This is a genomic window from Aeromonas sp. 9A (assembly GCF_963900955.1).
Taxonomy (GTDB): domain Bacteria; phylum Pseudomonadota; class Gammaproteobacteria; order Enterobacterales; family Aeromonadaceae; genus Aeromonas; species Aeromonas salmonicida.
This window is the reverse complement of the sequence record NZ_CAWRFG010000001.1, coordinates 578,036-595,777: the sequence shown is the minus strand read 5'-3', so window position 1 is coordinate 595,777 and position 17,742 is coordinate 578,036. Positions and strand designations below refer to the sequence as shown.

Sequence of the window (17,742 nt, the reverse complement as noted above, 5' to 3'; positions counted from 1 at the left end):
TCATAAAAAAACGGCGACCCTAGGGTCGCCGTTTTGCATGATGTAAATGGGGATTACTTGTCGCCCAGCAGGACGGAGTCCAGCGCGATTTCGATCATGTCGTTGAAGGTCAGCTGACGCTCTTCGGAGGTGGTCTGCTCGCCGGTACGGATATGGTCGGAGACGGTGCAGATGGTCAGTGCCTTGGCACCGTACTCTGCGGCCACGCCGTAGATACCGGCAGCTTCCATCTCGACACCCAGGATGCCGTATTTTTCCATGACATCGAACATGGAGGGATCCGGGGTATAGAACAGGTCGGCGGAGAAGATGTTACCCACGCGCACCGGCACGCCCTTGTTCTTGGCGGCTTGCACTGCATTGGCGACCAGGTCGAAGTCGGCGATGGCAGCGAAGTCGTGATCCTTGAAGCGCAGACGGTTGACCTTGGAATCGGTGCAGGCACCCATGCCGATCACTACATCGCGCAGTTTCACGTCTTCACGCACGGCACCACAGGAACCCACGCGGATCAGGGTCTTCACACCGTAGTCGGTGATCAGCTCTTTGGCGTAGATGGAGCAGGACGGAATGCCCATGCCGTGGCCCATGACGGAGATGCGACGACCCTTGTAGGTGCCGGTAAAGCCGAGCATGCTGCGCACGTCACACACCTGCTCGACGTTCTCCAGGAAGGTTTCGGCGATGTACTTGGCGCGCAGGGGGTCACCCGGCATCAGTACGGTATCAGCAAAGGCGCCATCTTTCGCATTGATATGAGGAGTTGCCATTCTCTTGATTCCTTCACACTAGGTTGAGTTTTATTGTCTTTATTGGTTGCCCGCCACCTGGGTGACGGGCGGGTAAATTACAGGAAGCTGGTACCGTATTCCAATTTCGGCAAACCGTGGTAGGCCGCTATGCTCTGGCCAATGTCGGCAAAGGTCTCGCGACGACCGACGGAACCCGCCTTGACCGGCTTGCCGAAGAACAGCACGGGGATGTATTCACGGGTGTGATCCGTGCCACCCCAGGTCGGATCGCAGCCGTGGTCGGCGGTCAGCACCACCACATCGCCGTCCTGCAGTATCTCGAACAGCTCCGGCAGACGGGAGTCGAAGTACTCCAGCGCATCGGCGTAGCCCTTGACGTCACGACGGTGACCGTAGGAGGAGTCGAAGTCGACGAAGTTGGTGAAGACGATGGTGTTGTCACCGGCCGCTTTCACCTCTTCCAGAGTGCGATCCCACAGCTCGGTTAAACCCGTGCCCTTCACCTGCTTGGTGATGCCCTGGTTGGCATAGATGTCGGCGATCTTGCCGATGGAGACCACCTGGCCACCCGCTTCTTTCATGTAGTCCAGCACTGTCGGCGCCGGCGGCAGCACAGAGTAGTCGTGACGGTTGCCGGTACGCTTGAAGTTGCCCTTGCCGCTACCCACGAACGGACGCGCGATGACGCGGCCTATGTTGTAGGGCTCCAGCAGCTCACGCACTATGTGGCACAGCTCATAGAGCTTCTCGAGGCCATAGGTCTCTTCGTGACAGGCGATCTGGAACACGGAGTCGGCAGAGGTGTAGAGGATCGGCTTGCCGGTGCGCATATGCTCTTCGCCAAGGTCATCCAGCACCTGGGTACCGGAGGCATGGCAGTTGCCGAGGTAACCCGACAGCCCAGCCTTCTCGACGATGGCGTCCAGCAGCTCCTGCGGGAAGCTGTTGTGGTGATCCTTGAAGTAGCCCCACTCGAACAGCACGGGCACACCTGCAATCTCCCAGTGGCCGGACGGTGTGTCCTTGCCGGAAGAGAGCTCCTGAGCGAAACCGTAGGCACCGACAACCTCGATATCCTTCTTCAACCCTTCCGGGAAGTAGCCGGAAGCGAGTTCGCCCGCATGGCCCAGGCCCAGCTTGTTCAGGTTCGGCAGATTGAGGGCGCCACGGCCTTCAATGTCACCCGCCGCGCAGGCCTTGGCGATATGGCCAAGGGTGTTGGCGCCCACATCTCCGAACTTGTCGGCATCGGCAGCAGCGCCAATACCGAAAGAGTCCATCATCAGAATAAAGGTACGTTTCATGGGTTTTCCCCTTGTTACAAATCAGCCAGACCGATGCGACGGTAAACCTCAGGCAACGCCTGGGGCTGGGTATCACCGATCTTGACAGCTGCCTGCACCATGCTGGCAGCCTGAGCAAATTGATCTTCAGTTTGAGCGTGGATCAGCGCGAGCGGCTTGTCAGCATCGACGCTTTGACCCAGTCGGATAAAGTCGGTCAGACCGACGGCGTAATCGAGCTTGTCACCCGCCGCGCGGCGACCGCCACCCATGGCAACCACGGCCAGACCCAGTTCGCGGGTATCCATGGCGGTCACGAAGCCGGCATTGGCAGCATACACAGGGCGCACAATAGCAGCCTTGGGCAAGTGACTGTCATAACGTTCCATGAAATCGGACGGACCACCAAGACCAGTGACCATGCGCCCGAAGATCTCGGCCGCTTTGCCGTTGTCCAGTACCGCCTGCAGTTGGCGGCGAGCATCGGCGTCATCGCTGGCCAGATGGGCAGAGATCAGCATCTCGGCACACAGACTCATGGTGACTTCGTGAATGCGCGGGTTGCGATATTCACCGGTCAGATAACGTACCGCTTCACGCACTTCCACCCCGTTACCAGCGCTGGAGGCCAGCACCTGGTTCATGTCGGTCAAGAGCGCTGAAGTGCGGCAGCCAGCCCCGTTGGCCACGGCCACTATGCTCTTGGCCAGCTCTTCGGACGCTTCAAAGGTCGGCATGAAGGCGCCTGACCCCACCTTGACGTCCATCACCAGCGCTTCCAGCCCGGAGGCAAGCTTCTTGGAGAGGATGGAGCCGGTGATCATGGCGATGGATTCAACGGTCGCCGTGATGTCGCGTACCGCATAGATGCGCTTGTCGGCGGGCGCCAGATCGCCGGTCTGGCCTATGATGGCCACACCCGCCTCTTTCACTACTTTCAAGAAACGATCGTTGTCGACCGAGGTCTGGTAGCCGGGAATGGCATCCAGCTTGTCCAGAGTACCACCGGTATGACCCAGACCGCGGCCGGAGATCATGGGCACGAAACCACCGCAGGCGGCGACCATGGGGCCCAGCATCAGGGAGACCACATCACCCACGCCACCGGTGGAGTGCTTGTCGACAATGGGGCCACCCAGATTGAGGTGCTCCCAGTTCAATACCATGCCGGAATCACGCATGGCGCAGGTCAGGGCGACCCGTTCATCCATGGTCATGTCTTTGAAGTAGACCGCCATCGCCAGCGCCGCAATCTGGCCCTCGCCTATGGTGTTGTTGGTAATGCCCTGAACGAAGAATTGAATCTCTTGGGTACTGAGCGCTTCACCGTTGCGCTTCTTGCGAATAATTTCTTGAGGCAAAAACATCTTTCATTCCCTCCGCCATTGCTGGCGTTACCTAAGCCGTTATCCCTGCCCGCACGCCATCTGGCGGGGGCATAACAGGGCGAGCCGCGCTCGCCCTCTCATCAACTTAGTAACCGCTGGTGTTGGCAGGCTTGTCGCCATGCCCCAGCGTGGCCAGCAGGCTGGCCAACAGGCTGGATGCACCAAAGCGGAAGGTGCGGGCGGATACCCAGTCCTTGCCCAGGATCTCTTCGGCCATAGCCAGATACTGACCGGCAACGGCTGCATCCTTCACGCCACCCGCTGGCTTGAAGCCGACTTTCGGGTTCTTGGCCTTGATCACTTCCATCATGATGCGGGCCGCTTCCGGGGTCGCATTGACCGGCACTTTACCGGTGGAGGTCTTGATGAAATCGGCACCGGCATCGATACAGATCTCGGAAGCACGACGGATCAGTGCTTCTTCCTTCAGCTCGCCGGTCTCGATGATCACTTTCAGCAGAGCCTTGTCGCCACAGGCTTCCTTACAAGCTTTGACCAGATCGAAGCCAACCTGTTCATTGCCAGCCATGAAGGCGCGGTACGGGAATACCACGTCCACCTCATCGGCACCGTAGGCGACGGCGGCGCGGGTCTCGGCCACGGCGATCTCGATGTCGTCGTTGCCATGGGGGAAGTTGGTCACGGTCGCAATGCGCACGTCGGCGGCACCGATTTCACGCAGAGTTTTGCGAGCGATGGGGATGAAACGGGGATAAATGCAGACAGCGGCGGTCAGGCCAGCCGGTGACTTGGCCTTGCGGCACAGGTCGACAACCTTCTGATCGGTGTCATCATCGTTCAGGGTGGTCAGGTCCATCAGGTTCAGGGCGCGTTGGGCGGCCAGTTTCAGATCAGTCATTCTATTCTCCAAAGTCTCGATTTAATCCAGATCTCAAGGGCGAGCGTCTGCTTGTCGCAACGCAACCAGCAAGACACGACTTCCCAGGATACGGGAATGGAATTACAGCGCGAATGCACAGGCACCATGCAGGCACTACGACTGTAAATAAGGCAAGAGCCCTGTCACTTTCTTACAAAAGTGCGGACTTGGTTCCATGAAGACTTGAGAAAGGCCGACGACTTCTGACCCGACTTCCCAATCAATTCCATTTGACCGCCAACACCCGACTTGATCGGGCATTAGTCAATGCCAGCACCCTGCTGGCAATGCCTATTTCAGCCGAGATACCCCGTGTTTGCAAGCCGGATTTGCCAATTTCAGAGGTACCTCACATCTGGCAAATCCGGTACTGGAAAGTGCGTCAAGAGAAGAAACGTGTGAGTACCCAGGAGTAAGCAATGCCCCCAAGATAGACTCCAACGATCCCCATCACCCCGGACAGGACGGGTGGTGCAGGGATCGGCAATTTGAGGAAAGAAAACAACAAGCCAACGATAAAGCCGGCCGCCATCGCCAGTAGCACTTCATTCATATAACCTCCGATTTGACTCATTTTATTATTAGTTTAGAAAGGAAAACGGTTGTCACCGCCCCAAACGCGAACGCCACAGCATTTCGCTGTGGCGTTCGTCTTTACCTGTGTGTCAGGCAAATATTACATGGCAGTCAGTGCCAGGAAGAAGCCTGCGATAGTGGCAGACATCAGGTTGGACAGAGAGCCAGCCAGTACGGCTTTCAGACCAAACTTGGCAATGGTGCTGCGACGGTTCGGTGCCATTGATCCCAGACCACCCAGCAGGATGGCAACGGAGGACAGGTTGGCAAAGCCGCACAGGGAGAAGGAGATGATGGCCTTGGTGTGCTCTGACATGGCCACACCGTTGATCAGTACTTCATCCTTCAGATACGGGGCAAAGTTCAGGTAAGCCACGAATTCGTTCACCACCAGTTTCTGGCCGATGAAGGAACCGGCAACCACGGCTTCGCTCCAGGGTACACCGATCAGGAAGGCCAGCGGGGAGAACAACCAGCCCAGCAGCAGTTCCAGAGAAAGCTCCGGCATGCCGAACCAACCACCCACACCAGAGAAGATACCGTTGATCATGGCGATGAGGCCGATGAAGGCCAGCAGCATGGCACCTACGTTCAGAGCCAGTTGCAGACCGGCGGATGCACCGGCAGCGGCGGCATCGATCACGTTGGCAGGCTTGTCTTCCAGATCGCCTTCAGCAGAGTTTTCGTCATAGCTGGGGGATTCGGTCTCCGGCACCAGCAGCTTGGCGAACAGGAGACCACCCGGCGCGGCCATGAAGGAGGCGGCAATCAGGTATTCCATCTTGACGCCCATGGAGGCGTAACCTGCCAGCACGGAACCGGCAACGGAGGCCAGACCACCACACATGACGGCGAACAGCTCGGAGTCAGTCATCTTGGAGATGAAAGGACGCACAACCAGCGGCGCTTCAGTCTGACCAACGAAGATGTTGGCAGTCGCAGAGAGGGATTCGGTACGGGAAGTGCCCAGTACTTTTTGCAGGCCACCACCCAGCAGCTTGATCACCCACTGCATGATGCCCAGATAATAAAGAACTGCGATCAGGGAAGAGAAGAAGATGATGACGGGCAGAACGCGGAAGGCAAAGATAAAGCCGCCGCCACCGAACACTTCAAACATCTTGTTGCTGACCAGGCCACCGAACAGGAAGTCGATACCATTCTGGCCATAACCGATGACGCTGGAAACGGCATCAGATACACCCACCAGAATATCGCGACCCACAGGGACATACAGTACAAATGCACCCAGACCAGCCTGGATTGCGAAGGCACCGGCCACGGTGCGAATTCTTATTGCCTTGCGGTTGCTGGAGAACAGCACCGCGATAAGGATGAGCGTTGCCATCCCCACCAGACCCATTATCAAATTCATTATTAACACTTCCTCTTTAGTAGCACCTTCCAGCTTGTTAACAACTTGTGTGTTTCTGCTGTCAATCAAGGGTGCGCATTATACTAATTACAGGAAGACAAAGTAGAATGCTGGTCACATTTTATAAGCATGAAATACGCTGGAGGTCGCCAAATTAGACCGCAAACGATTTTTACTCCCTGCAACTTTCAGCACAACGCAACCTGACGTTAATCAAATGTTGCCAAACCCTCTTTCGATCTGGAAAGCACGCAAAGTGGATTCATGTAACACCGAAGCAACATGAGACAATGGCTGTTGCCGCAACTCGGCCAATAGTTGCGCAATTTTTGGCAAGTTGGCGGGGGTGTTTGGTCGCCCCTGCAGCCCTTGCAACGGCATGTCCGGCGCGTCCGTCTCCAGCAGCAAGGCTTCCAGCGGCAGATCGCGGATCGCCTCTCGTGTCTTGTTGGCCCGATCAAAGCTGATCACTCCTCCGACCCCCAATCGAAACCCCAATTGCCAGAATGCCTGTCCTTGTTGCAGCGAACCGCTAAAGGCATGAATGACGCCGCCTCTGGCCGGTTTGAAGCGGCGCAATATTTTCGCGACCGTATCATTGGCCCGCACCGAGTGGATAATCAGTGGCAGCTCATGATCCATGGCCAGCCTGATCTGCGCCTCGAACAGTTCAAGCTGCCCCTCCTGCGGCACATGGGAGCGCAGATCCAGCCCGCATTCCCCAACCGCCACCAGACCGCGAGGCCGGGCAGCCAGCAATCCTTGCAACCGGGTCAATACCCCTGGCGTCTGGGCGCCTACGTACCAGGGATGAATACCCAGTCCATAGGCAATGCCCGCATGCTGTTCGCTCAGCGCCATCACCCGGGCCCAGTTTTCCTCCCCCACGGCGGGAATGATATACTCGCCGACCCCCAGCTGCCGGCACTCGGCCAGCAGCGCCGCCCGGTCGGGATCGAAGACCGGAAAGTCGAGATGGCAATGGGTGTCGATCAGTTGCATGTCACTTTCACCTGTTTGTCGTATTTGATGGGTCTACTCAATAATGAAACGCTCGAACCTTGGCTTTACCCTGATTGAACTGGTGCTGGTCATCATAGTGCTGGGGATCCTGGCCGTCACCGCCCTGCCCCGCTTCATCAATATCAAGGATGATGCGCTCAAGAGCACTGTCTCCACCACCTCAGCCAGCTTTGCCGGTGCGGTGCAACTGGCCCACGCTGGCTGGGCGGTCAAGACGAAAGGGGAGCCGCTGGCACTCTATAACTTTAGCGGCATGGGTAAGCAGGATCTCGATATCAACCGGTTTGGCTGGCCGGTGGGCACCAAGGAAGACCAGGGAGGCCAGAGCCCCGATACCATTTTCCCGGGTGGCGACAGTGATCAGATCTCCGTCAGCAGTCCGGATGATTGCGAGTCCCTTTTCACCGCCATACTGGACACCGATCAAACCGTGGCTGACCAGGGCAAGAAGAGCGCTGACACCCATTACATCTCGCAAGAGCTCAATGTGCCGGATCAGGCCGATAACGGACTCAGTCACAACAACTGCCGCTATATCCTGCGCGCCTCCATCGACCGCTTCCCGGCCTATCCGGATGGCCTCTCCTTCGACTACAACAGCGTTACCGGGGCCGTGACTCGCAATTTTGATTGAGAGACTCTGCATCGCACTCTGGCTCAGCCTTCTTTGTCTCATCTTCATCATAACGAACCGGCATGCAGCAGCGCCGGTTCTCCGGGGTGAGTCCCCACTCCTGACACCAGCCATCGTAACGGGCCAACCAGCGTAACAAGACACCTTTCATCGTCTGCTCCTTGGGGTTGCTATAAAGCGGTTCTATACCCTGCTCCATTGCCTCATACCGGCCAAGCACAATCGGGCCAACGGCATCATGGCGCTTCGGACGGCAACAGCAGCCCCATGCTGATCTCGTCGACATAGCCCTCGTCCAGCCGATACGCCTGCCGCCGCAACCCCTCATCCCTGAAACCACACTTGCGGTAGAGTGAATGAGCCACCTCGTTATGGGCCATGACACCCAGCTCCAGCCGGTTGATACCCAGATCGCTGGCCGCCTCAATAAGCGTGCGCAGTAACCGCTCTCCCCAGCCCTGACCGCGCGCACTCGGCCGCAGCCCCATCACCACCAGTCCACAATGGCGATTGCGATGCATGTTCCCTCCCAACAGGACGGCAAAACCCTGCACCTCACCGCCCTGGCTCAGCAGCAACATCCGCTGATTGAGGCTGGCCTGCATAGCCGCCAGACGCTGGCGCTGTCCCTCGACATCGGAGGGGCGCTCCCCTGCCTCATACAGCATGAAGCGGGTCTCCCGATCCAGCTGCTGAAAGAAGTGATCCAGCGCCGCCGCATCCTCCACGTTTGCCAGACGAATCGTCATGCTCCCCCTCCCTGTTTGACTGCAGTGCCGGATCACAGTCATAAAAAAACGACTCCATTTGGAGTCGTTTTTTTATGACTGTGATCCGGCCAGTTCAATCAATGGCGATACCGGCAGATCAGTTGCCGGCAGGCAGACTGAGTCTGGCAACCGCTTCAACGTGCATGGAGTGAGGGAACATGTCTACCGGCTGCACCTCATCCAGCACGAAGCCCTGCTTGACCAACCAGGCGAGGTCGCGGGCCAGAGTCTGCGGGTTGCAGGAGACATAGACCAGACGGCGCGGCGCCATGGCGACCAGGGTCTGCAGTACCGCCTTGTCACAACCCTTGCGGGGCGGATCCATCACCACCACATCGGCGGTCACGCCCTGGGCGTACAGCTCGGGCATCAGCTGCTCGGCCTTGCCCACATGGAATTCGGTGTGCTCTATGCCGTTGAGGGCCGCGTTGCGACGGGCATCGCTGATGGCGCTCTCGACCGATTCTATCCCCACCACCTTGGCGGCCTTGCCAGCCAGGAAGAGGGAGATGGTGCCGATACCGCAATAGATGTCGAACACAGTCTCGTTGCCGGTCAGCTCGGCATACTCGAGGGCGCTGGAGTAGAGCACGTCAGTCTGGGTCGGGTTGTTCTGGAAGAAGGAGAGCGGCGAGATCTCGAACTCGAGTTCATGGATCTTGTCGCGGATCACTCCTTCACCCAGCAGCACCCGGTTGTTGGCCCCCAGAATGCGGTTGGTACGCTCATCGTTGATGCTCTGCACCAGGGTGGTAATGGGCAGATCGCTCAGGGCAGCCAGCAGCTCCGCTTCGAACGGCAGCGTTTCACCCAGGGTGACCAGCACCACCATCAGCTCGCCGCTCTTGAAGCCCTTGCGGGTCATCAGGTTGCGCACACAGCCGGTGTGGTTCACCTCGTCATAGGCCGCGATGTCATGCTCGCGCATCCAGTTGCGCACCCGGGCATTGAGCTCCACGTGCAACGAGTCCTGCACAGCGCAATCGTCGGCGGTGATGAGGTCGTGAGAGTGCTTGCGATAAAAGCCAATCTCGGCACCGGCGTCGCAGCCACGCACCGCATATTGCGCCTTGTTGCGATAGGCGAACGGGCTCTCCATGCCAAGGATCGCCTTGACCGGAGTATCACCCAGCCCGGCCTGCTCCAGTGCGCTCTGCACCAGAGCCTGCTTGAGCTTGAGCTGGGCCGGATAGGCCAGCGGGCGTACCTGACAACCACCGCACTCTGTGTTGGGGCAAAAGTCGGCGACCCGATCGGCAGAGGGCTGGAGCAGCTCGGTGACCTTGCCGTGCAGATAGTTCGGCTTGACCTCGGTCAGCTCCACCAGCGCCTGCTCACCGGGCAGCAGACCCTCGACGAACAGGGGGCGGTCGAACAGGCGTCCTTTGCCATCTCCCTTGTCAGTCAGTTCCAGGATCTCGATCTGGTGTTGATGTCCCACTAACGGCATGAGCGGCTCCAAAGGCATAGAAAATGATGGGGAAAATGGGGCAAGCCCATTAAGGGTGGCAGAGTTTAGCGGAGATCTGCCCAAATTGCAGGCATAAAAGGTTGGGTAAAGCGCACTCTACTTTTGCAGGCATAAAAACGCCGCCGGCATAACCGGCGGCGCACTCTTGTTGGCACATGGCCACGACTGGGTTACAGGCTATAGGCTTTCTCACCGTGGGTGGTGACATCCAGCCCTTCACGCTCCGCATCTTCTTTGACTCGCAGACCGACCATCAGATCCACCAGCTTGAAAGCCACCACAGAGATAACACCGGACCAGAGGATGGTGATCCCGACCCCGATGGCCTGGATCTTCACCTGAGCCAGGATGGAGTAACCCTCCGCAACCTGGTTGGTGACATAGTCCCACACACCGGTACCGCCCAGATCCGGGCTGGCGAAGACGCCAGTCAGCAGGGCACCGAGAATGCCGCACACACCATGCACACCAAACACGTCAAGACTGTCATCGGCGCCAAGCAAGCGCTTGAGACCGTGAACTCCCCACAACCCCGCCACGCCACCCATCAGGCCCATCACCAGGCCACCACCCACACCGACAAAACCGGCCGCCGGGGTGATCACCACCAGACCTGAGACGGCACCTGAGGCTGCGCCCAGCAAGGAGGGACGCCCCTTCATCACCCACTCGGCCAAGGTCCAGGAGAGCGCAGCGGCCGCCGGGGCCACCCAGGTGTTGATAAAGGCCAGCGCGGCGGTACCATTGGCTTCCAGCGCGGATCCTGCGTTGAACCCGAACCAGCCGAACCAGAGCAGGGAGGCACCTATCATGGTCATGGTGAGGCTGTGCGGTGTCATGGGATCACGACCGTAACCCAGACGCTTGCCCACCAGATAAGCCCCTACCAGACCGGCTACGGCGGCGTTGATGTGCACCACAGTGCCACCGGCAAAATCCAGTGCGCCATGCTGGAACAGATAACCGGCCGTCGCCGTTGCTGCGGCTGCAGCATCAACCGTGGTATAGGCATCCGGGCCCGCCCAGTACCACACCATGTGGGCCAGCGGTATGTAGGCGAAGGTGAACCAGATCACCGAGAACAGCAAGACGGCGGCGAACTTGATGCGCTCGGCGAAGGCCCCCACGATGAGGCCGCAGGTAATGGCCGCGAAAGCCCCCTGGAACACCACATAGATAAACTCGCTGATACCGACGCCTTTGCTGAAAGTGGCCGCGATGGAATCAGGGGTTACCCCCTTGAGCAGCACCTTGCTGAAAGAACCGTAAAGGCTGTTGCCCTCGGTAAAGGCCAGTGAATAACCGTAGATCACCCACAGCACGCAGATGAGCGAGAACAGGGTGAACACCTGCATCAGTACGCTCAACATGTTCTTGCTACGTACCAGACCGCCATAAAACAACGCCAACCCGGGGATCGACATCAGGATCACCAAAGCTGCAGAGAGCAGCATCCAGGTATTGTCACCCTTGTTGATGGTCACGGCAGCCACCACTGGCGCCGCTGCCTGCACAACATCGACCGATGCGGCCACCAGCTCTTCAGCCCAACTGGGGCTGGCCAGCAAGGCGGCAAGCGCCAACCAGCCTGTCATCACGAGTCTCTTGAGCATACTGCCTTCTCCTTCCCTGTCGTCCCGGCACCAGTCCGGGTCCATTTCCTGATATGAATATCGAATCCATGAGTCGCGCCGCACACTGAATTCACTTTGTTGCACCACTGTTACTCGGCAGTGCATCGACTTGTCCAGCATCATGGCAATTTCAAAGCATAAAACAGGCCAACTCATTAAATCATTTAAGATCAATATCTTGTGGTCATACAGGCTGAGCAATGCACCAGAGTTGATCACAAGGTACGTCAGCATGGGAGCAAGGGGCGCACTTATGCTGTGCAGGGTAACCCGCTCGCACCGAAATAGAGCAGAGCATAAGCTAGGGCAGATGACAGACCGGTGACGACAAAACCGCAGGTGACAACGGGATATACCTGGCTACCGCCAGTGATGAATGCGGACACAGAGAGAAAGCAGTGAAGAGAGGTAAGCATTGACACAATATCCAAGGCCATCAGCAAGGATGGTCTTTGATATTGGTAGGGATCTGACAGGGCACAGTCATGAACATGCCGCCACTTTGGCGTCATAACACAATGTTCAGACACTGAAAAAACGTAAGGCCACCCGCTTGGGTGGCCTTACGTCATTGAATTAGTTGATGGTGCCGGGGTCTCTATCGAAATTAGGAGTTACATACATGATTTTAAAGGAAAATGTCACATGTGATTTTTATTTATACCCCCACAAGTACCCCCACCACAGTGACGGTGGCGTCTGTATCTCTGGATCATTACGGGATATCTCAAGGCTAAGCCCCTTCCCTGTCTCGGGGAAATGCTCCCTGTTTGGGGGCAGTGAGGGGCCGGGCCGTCCAGATAAGCGCCCCTACATTTGGTCACCGGCATACCGGTCCGCGAGCCACCATACCCAGCTAAGTCCATGGCCGGAGTGGCCACCAGTGTATCGGTCGGCGTACCAGTCTGCCCCGCCGAAATGTCGGGTCAGGTCACCAGCTACACCAAGAGCAACTGGGTAGAGGTCAGTTCCCTATTGCACTCCCCCCTGTTTCATAACTCACCGAGTTGTTCTTCGCGCCGATGTATTTCGTTTTGCGCAGTTCTGCGCAATTGCGCAATATCTAAGCCTCCACCAACGCCTCCAGCCCTTACCACACTTAGCTCTTCCAGTATTGGACCACCATTGTTTTTCGATTTTGCACAACGGCTTGTGCGCAGAAAGATGCACAATTTGCGCAGTTTGTAGTGCGCAGTTCTGAGGGGATTGCCCAAGTGGTGAGAGGGGCAAGTGACTGGCCCAGGAGGGTGATTCATTCGGTAGCGGTGGGAGGTCGTTTCACCTGCCGTGGCAGACGCGCTCCATCACCCCTTGGCTTTCTGCCGGCTTAGGCGTGGAGTTTGCGGTCAGTGGTGGCACCGGGTGTAACGGAGCCCTGTCGAGTTAGGTGCGGAGTTGCTGCTATCGGAGCGGTGAAACATGGACAGTGTCAGGAAACCCACGACACAGCCATTGAATAGGGCCACCTGGTGAGCACAGCTAATGGCCAGGGAATGGCGCCGCATGAACAGGGCCCATCAGGTGGCGGCAGGAAGCATAGCCGACTTCGGTTAAGAACATGAGCACTTTAACCAGTAACGCATGTCCTAAAATGAGCAAAGAAAGGGGGTTACTAGATGCCTGGTTGGACAACCCCGCCCCCCCTAGTGGCTCAATCAGCAGGCCTCCCTGGTTCTGGACATTATCTCTTGATATGTACGCCTCTCTTTGCGCTCTATGTCTACTTCAAACAGCACTTTTTGTACTTGCGCCCACTACCACAGTGGCACGGGTCATTCCGACCAAGCTTAGATGCTTGCAGAGGTTGAGGAAGTAAATTGCGAACATGAGACGCTGGCTTCATGTTCGCAGTTAACCGATCCATTTCGTCCGACTGCTCCCACGGAAAGTCTAATGTGACTCCAAATTGAACCTGCCCATCTGGATTCACAGAGACACCAAACCATTGTGAGGCCTGTTGCTGGTATTTACGTTTTGTACAATGGGCCCTCAACGTTGTAATCGCTTCAGGAGATATCGTTGGATTACAGTGGAAGCTAACCCCACATGATGCGGTACTAGAACCAAGTGTTGCGTCGTGTCGATTTCCATCACGTAACGCCGCCTGTGTAATTATCTCAAGCAGACGATGGATATTAATACACGCATCTTCATCCATCGAAAGGAGGTGGAATCCAAGCTCTAAGATGGCAGGGTCAGCTTTTGTTTCTATTTCTTTTATTAGACTTTCGTATCGGGTCCCACGCATTTTTGTAAGGATACCTGTTGGCGTATCATCACCAGGCAACTTATCCCTACGAACCATCATTGCAGTGTCTAGTTCTTGCGCTATGGAATCCTCAAGCACGACAAAGTCGTGTTTCTCCTCCAACCACAGGTTCATTTTCAAGTGGTAGCCGAGCACGGTCAGTTCATGCCCACTCATTAGTTTATCTAAGACAGCCACACGCAGTTTTACATAGCTCAGTAGCCTCAGCGGGGTCGTCAACATCTCTGTTAGTGTGTCCAGCAGAAACACATCCATGACGAATGGGGGCCGGATAACATCTGTGGTCTGGGATTGCAGAAACTGGCTTGCTTGGAAGGCCAACGCCGGATAGTGTTCCGACACAAGATTGAATATGAAGACCTCTTTGATTCTTGGGGGTAAGCTAATTTGGTTTTCTTCGTCGTCCACTAAGCGACATCCACCAGCCAGGATTTCATTGGCGCAAGTCCAACCTTGGTCATAAGAGTCTTGGATGGCGGCAGCAAAATCGGCTTTTAACTGGTTGTCGTTTCCCTTTCGTGCCTCAATAGTCAGCTTCTTGGCCTTCGCTTGAACGATAATGAGTCGGTCTGCATAAATAACTAAGACATCAGCTTCACCCACAATACCCTTACCACGATGCAGATTCACATTCGTATAGACATTCTCGCGACCGAAAACTCTTGCTAATCGGTGCGCTGCGAATTGCTCAGTAAAGGCACCTCGGTGCTTGGAAGCTGTTGCTTGGTAAGACTTATCGCCTAACATCCAGAAGAAAGGCGATTCGTAAAGAGCCTCATAAATCGCGTATTGAGAAAAAAGAATCACGGTATTGCGACCGGTTGGAATTAGTGGCCAAGCCGAGACCTCGTTGAAATCTCCCACCTCTCTAAACGCAGCGTTGTCACCTTTGAAGAGAAAGGCATCAAAGAACGCCTCGACTACATTTTGAGGAACTTGGCTTCGGATCGTTACTTCTTCTACAGAAAACTCGAATGAAGGCAGCCATGTTTCAGGTTGAACTTTTTCCGCGATAGCGTCCCTAAACAGTTGTGTTCCCTTTTCTTCCATCAAGTCACACATAGTCTTTGCGATGGTTCTTGCTTGATCAGAAGTAAAACCTTTTACCCTGAGGAACCACTCGTCATCGGCCCCATACTTTTCAGGCACTAGATCCCTGTACTGGAAAGCGTAGGCCGATTCAGAACCATAAAATATGGGCTCTCGCATCCCAGGGCCATGCCATGGGTCGGGCGGCGCAATCCCCGCCTGAACACCCTCAAACATGGCAGCAAACATAGGATAAGAAATTGAATTATGGAGTTCAGCCATCAGCGTATCAGTCTGCTGGATGTACTTTTTGACTACATCTGGCGATGGTAGAGATAAGTCCAAAGGTTTCTTCACCATTAGACCCATAACAGTTGTTAGTTCTGTCCGAATCAGTCGATCTCGACTAAATAAGCGGTCCATATCGGATGGCTTAACTTTATCCTTAAAGTAAATGACATTATCTCGCTGGCATATATTTGCGACCGCATGAACGTATCCAGGTGACGTTGTTAATGCGATTAAATCATCCAGAATGTCTGATTCATTTCGTGGCTTTTGCATGATCTCTCCTTCATATCTCCATCACAAAATCTGCGTTGATCACCGCATGTTGTAAGCTAGAAAATTACAAGTATCTGCTCTATATGCTGGTTTTATTTATGGTCCGGTGGTGAACATTATGCTTCGTCGGTTAAGGATTCAGTCCACCATGGCGCCATGTCTGAGTTCAACGGTTGTTCTGACCATCATTTCATAGAACTAACCCAATTTGGTTGATCTTGAGCCCATTAAGGATACGAATTGAAATGCCTTGGAACGACATAGCCCCCAAGCATCACTAGCCCACGCTAGCTGACAAGGTTCTCCAGAAGCAGCTCTGCTTCTGTCATACTTTGGTGATCGCTGGCCATCAAGTAGCGAAGCGAATTCTTGGCTTATTCCCGTGTCCGAGGCTGCAGTTGTGGAATGAAGCTTATCAAGTCTGATACCAACAACTGAGGTGCTGTCGTGCCATCAATACAAGACAAATTCAATGAGCTTTCCTCCCACCTGAGTGCCTTACTGGACTGCAATCCTATCGAGGCAGTAAAACAAGCCCAGGAAATAGACCTCAATGCATACCTCGACGGCCCTCAACGAGTCAACTTGATGAGTTTAAAAGCGGCGATTTTGGTTGATGGTGGTACGTTAACTAAACAGCAAGATGCGATTGAAGAAGGACTCGCTCTATTTTGCGAACTTCACAACTTATTCCCAATTGTTAGCTTCACCTATAACTTAGGTAACGCGCTGACCGCCGCGACAGGTTATCCACCGCGAAATGCTGATTGGTTGAGCCATCAGGAGTTAACAAGAGAGCGTCGCGCAGAAGCCCGGCGATGCTTCTGGAAAGTAGCTCAAGATGTGGATGCTGATTTAGCACTTCGAACTCAAGCTTGGACAAACCTCGCAAACCAGTTCAGCAATAGCTATCGACTTGGGGAAGCTCAAGACGGATGGCTTTCCGCATTAGGTCTTGATCCGCAAAATGGAGTCGCTGCATGTGCTGCAGCCCGTAATCTGCTTTGGCTCTATGAGCTTGGTGGCTGTTCAGAACTGACTCGTATCGAGGCGGTCATGCTAGCCAAGATTGCAGATCAGCATAAGGAACGAGTTATTCAATATGCCGGCGTACAAGCTGCAGAACAGATCGCAAAATTTGCATGTCAGTTGGAAGAGCCGCCAACACGCTCACCGCATTTAGACCCTTTTATTAGTTGGGTAGAACGTGAACGTTTAACACTTGCACCAGCTGTGGAGCTCATCGATCCCTCCATGGGAAAGCTGGATTGGCTTATGCTACCAGGGATAATGGAGAGAGAGCCCAGTGTAGCCGTGATGCCCCCTCCGGTGTTTGCAATGTTCAACATGCTAAAAAGCGATTTTATCCTAGCACGTGACTTGTTATGGAGGGCACTTGACGAAAATGCGTGGCCAACTACAGGTCGATTTGGGGATACCCTTGACTATGCGACCTATGGACCAGATACGTCAGCACTGATCTTGGTTCATCGCACTGCTCTTGATCTGCTCGATAAAATAGCCGTAGTGGCAAACCATTACTTTGAGTTGGGATTACCGCCGGACAAGGTCTACTTTGGCAAAGTTTGGCGAGGTAATATTGACAAGACAACAGGCATTAGACCGCTCCATGTAAAGGTGGAGCGAGTAATTCGTGGGGGCACTCCTGCCCTATATGGTCTTGTTGAGCTTGCCGAAGATTATGACAACAGTTCCGGGATTTTACGCTCTCAAAAGGATCTTCGTAACGCAGGAACGCACCGGTTCGTAGTGTTACATGACTTTGGCGACCCAGCACAAAGTAGACAGTCTCCTGAGGTTGAGCATCATCGACGGGAGTCGTTTACACAAGAGGTCTTGCGTGCTTTACGTGTTGCTAGATCAGCTATCCAGATGCTTGCACTTTCGATTTCACAACACGAACAAGTCTTGGCACTCCGGGCTGATGGCGTTATCGGCTCGATGCTTGTTCCCGACCACGATTGGGTTCGTGGACGTAGCGACGAGATTTGAAAATCGTAGATATAGCGCTCAATCACCAGATGCAGCCAAAGTAAGTTATTAGTCTCCTTGCCATCAGTCACCACCTGCTGG

Annotated in this window: 13 protein-coding genes; 2 read left to right on the top strand and 11 right to left on the bottom strand. The window is 55.2% G+C overall.

Annotated features, from left to right (window positions below):
* Positions 1-53: 53 nt before the first annotated feature.
* From deoD to AACX78_RS02890, 7 genes are all read right to left on the bottom strand, one after another.
* Entirely contained in the window at positions 54-770 is a 717-nt protein-coding gene (gene deoD / locus AACX78_RS02920) for a purine-nucleoside phosphorylase (RefSeq protein ID WP_005320418.1), read from the bottom strand.
* Between the two features lie 77 nt (positions 771-847).
* Positions 848-2,056: a phosphopentomutase gene (locus AACX78_RS02915; RefSeq protein ID WP_021140886.1), complete on the bottom strand. Its 1,209-nt coding sequence runs from the start codon at positions 2,054-2,056 to the stop codon at positions 848-850.
* Between the two features lie 14 nt (positions 2,057-2,070).
* Positions 2,071-3,402 (bottom strand): thymidine phosphorylase, encoded by a 1,332-nt coding sequence (gene deoA, locus AACX78_RS02910; RefSeq protein WP_159165331.1) that lies wholly within the window; start codon positions 3,400-3,402, stop codon positions 2,071-2,073.
* 106 nt (positions 3,403-3,508) lie between these two features.
* Positions 3,509-4,282: a deoxyribose-phosphate aldolase gene (gene deoC / locus AACX78_RS02905; RefSeq protein WP_059112476.1), complete on the bottom strand. Its 774-nt coding sequence runs from the start codon at positions 4,280-4,282 to the stop codon at positions 3,509-3,511.
* A gap of 403 nt (positions 4,283-4,685) precedes the next feature.
* Complete coding sequence (locus AACX78_RS02900; RefSeq protein WP_005320410.1) at positions 4,686-4,856, bottom strand: XapX domain-containing protein; 171 nt, start codon at positions 4,854-4,856, stop codon at positions 4,686-4,688.
* Between the two features lie 123 nt (positions 4,857-4,979).
* Complete coding sequence (locus AACX78_RS02895) at positions 4,980-6,254, bottom strand: NupC/NupG family nucleoside CNT transporter (RefSeq protein WP_021140884.1); 1,275 nt, start codon at positions 6,252-6,254, stop codon at positions 4,980-4,982.
* Between the two features lie 213 nt (positions 6,255-6,467).
* Positions 6,468-7,256 (bottom strand): TatD family hydrolase, encoded by a 789-nt coding sequence (locus AACX78_RS02890; protein ID WP_159165330.1) that lies wholly within the window; start codon positions 7,254-7,256, stop codon positions 6,468-6,470.
* Positions 7,257-7,296: 40 nt separating this feature from the next.
* On the opposite strand from AACX78_RS02890, the gene tppF reads away from it, so the two are divergent.
* Complete coding sequence (gene tppF, locus AACX78_RS02885) at positions 7,297-7,911, top strand: type IVa pilus pseudopilin TppF (RefSeq protein WP_276529319.1); 615 nt, start codon at positions 7,297-7,299, stop codon at positions 7,909-7,911.
* Positions 7,912-8,147: 236 nt separating this feature from the next.
* Here tppF and AACX78_RS02880 read toward each other — a convergent pair whose 3' ends face one another.
* From AACX78_RS02880 to AACX78_RS02865, 4 genes are all read right to left on the bottom strand, one after another.
* Positions 8,148-8,660, bottom strand: coding sequence for a GNAT family N-acetyltransferase (locus AACX78_RS02880; RefSeq protein WP_159165328.1), 513 nt, complete (start codon positions 8,658-8,660; stop codon positions 8,148-8,150).
* A 118-nt stretch (positions 8,661-8,778) separates the two neighbouring features.
* Positions 8,779-10,131: a 23S rRNA (uracil(1939)-C(5))-methyltransferase RlmD gene (gene rlmD, locus AACX78_RS02875; RefSeq protein ID WP_159165327.1), complete on the bottom strand. Its 1,353-nt coding sequence runs from the start codon at positions 10,129-10,131 to the stop codon at positions 8,779-8,781.
* A 191-nt stretch (positions 10,132-10,322) separates the two neighbouring features.
* Positions 10,323-11,765 carry an ammonium transporter gene (gene amt, locus AACX78_RS02870; protein ID WP_159165326.1) on the bottom strand — a complete coding sequence of 481 codons (1,443 nt, stop codon included), beginning with the start codon at positions 11,763-11,765 and terminating at the stop codon, positions 10,323-10,325.
* A 1,741-nt stretch (positions 11,766-13,506) separates the two neighbouring features.
* Positions 13,507-15,648, bottom strand: a complete 2,142-nt coding sequence (locus AACX78_RS02865) for a nuclease-related domain-containing protein (protein WP_159165325.1) — start codon at positions 15,646-15,648, stop codon at positions 13,507-13,509.
* A gap of 447 nt (positions 15,649-16,095) precedes the next feature.
* On the opposite strand from AACX78_RS02865, the gene AACX78_RS02860 reads away from it, so the two are divergent.
* Positions 16,096-17,661: an LA2681 family HEPN domain-containing protein gene (locus AACX78_RS02860; protein ID WP_159165324.1), complete on the top strand. Its 1,566-nt coding sequence runs from the start codon at positions 16,096-16,098 to the stop codon at positions 17,659-17,661.
* Positions 17,662-17,742 lie beyond the last annotated feature (81 nt).

Bases quoted from the DNA above. Each gene is read 5' to 3' on its own strand.
- AACX78_RS02890 (WP_159165330.1), bottom strand. From the start codon at position 7,256: ATGCAACTGATCGACACCCATTGCCATCTCGACTTTCCGGTCTTCGAT.
- deoC (WP_059112476.1), bottom strand. From the start codon at position 4,282: ATGACTGATCTGAAACTGGCCGCCCAACGCGCCCTGAACCTGATGGAC.
- amt (WP_159165326.1), bottom strand. From the start codon at position 11,765: ATGCTCAAGAGACTCGTGATGACAGGCTGGTTGGCGCTTGCCGCCTTG.
- deoD (WP_005320418.1), bottom strand. From the start codon at position 770: ATGGCAACTCCTCATATCAATGCGAAAGATGGCGCCTTTGCTGATACC.
- deoA (WP_159165331.1), bottom strand. From the start codon at position 3,402: ATGTTTTTGCCTCAAGAAATTATTCGCAAGAAGCGCAACGGTGAAGCG.
- AACX78_RS02880 (WP_159165328.1), bottom strand. From the start codon at position 8,660: ATGACGATTCGTCTGGCAAACGTGGAGGATGCGGCGGCGCTGGATCAC.
- AACX78_RS02900 (WP_005320410.1), bottom strand. From the start codon at position 4,856: ATGAATGAAGTGCTACTGGCGATGGCGGCCGGCTTTATCGTTGGCTTG.
- AACX78_RS02895 (WP_021140884.1), bottom strand. From the start codon at position 6,254: ATGAATTTGATAATGGGTCTGGTGGGGATGGCAACGCTCATCCTTATC.
- AACX78_RS02865 (WP_159165325.1), bottom strand. From the start codon at position 15,648: ATGCAAAAGCCACGAAATGAATCAGACATTCTGGATGATTTAATCGCA.
- AACX78_RS02915 (WP_021140886.1), bottom strand. From the start codon at position 2,056: ATGAAACGTACCTTTATTCTGATGATGGACTCTTTCGGTATTGGCGCT.
- rlmD (WP_159165327.1), bottom strand. From the start codon at position 10,131: ATGCCGTTAGTGGGACATCAACACCAGATCGAGATCCTGGAACTGACT.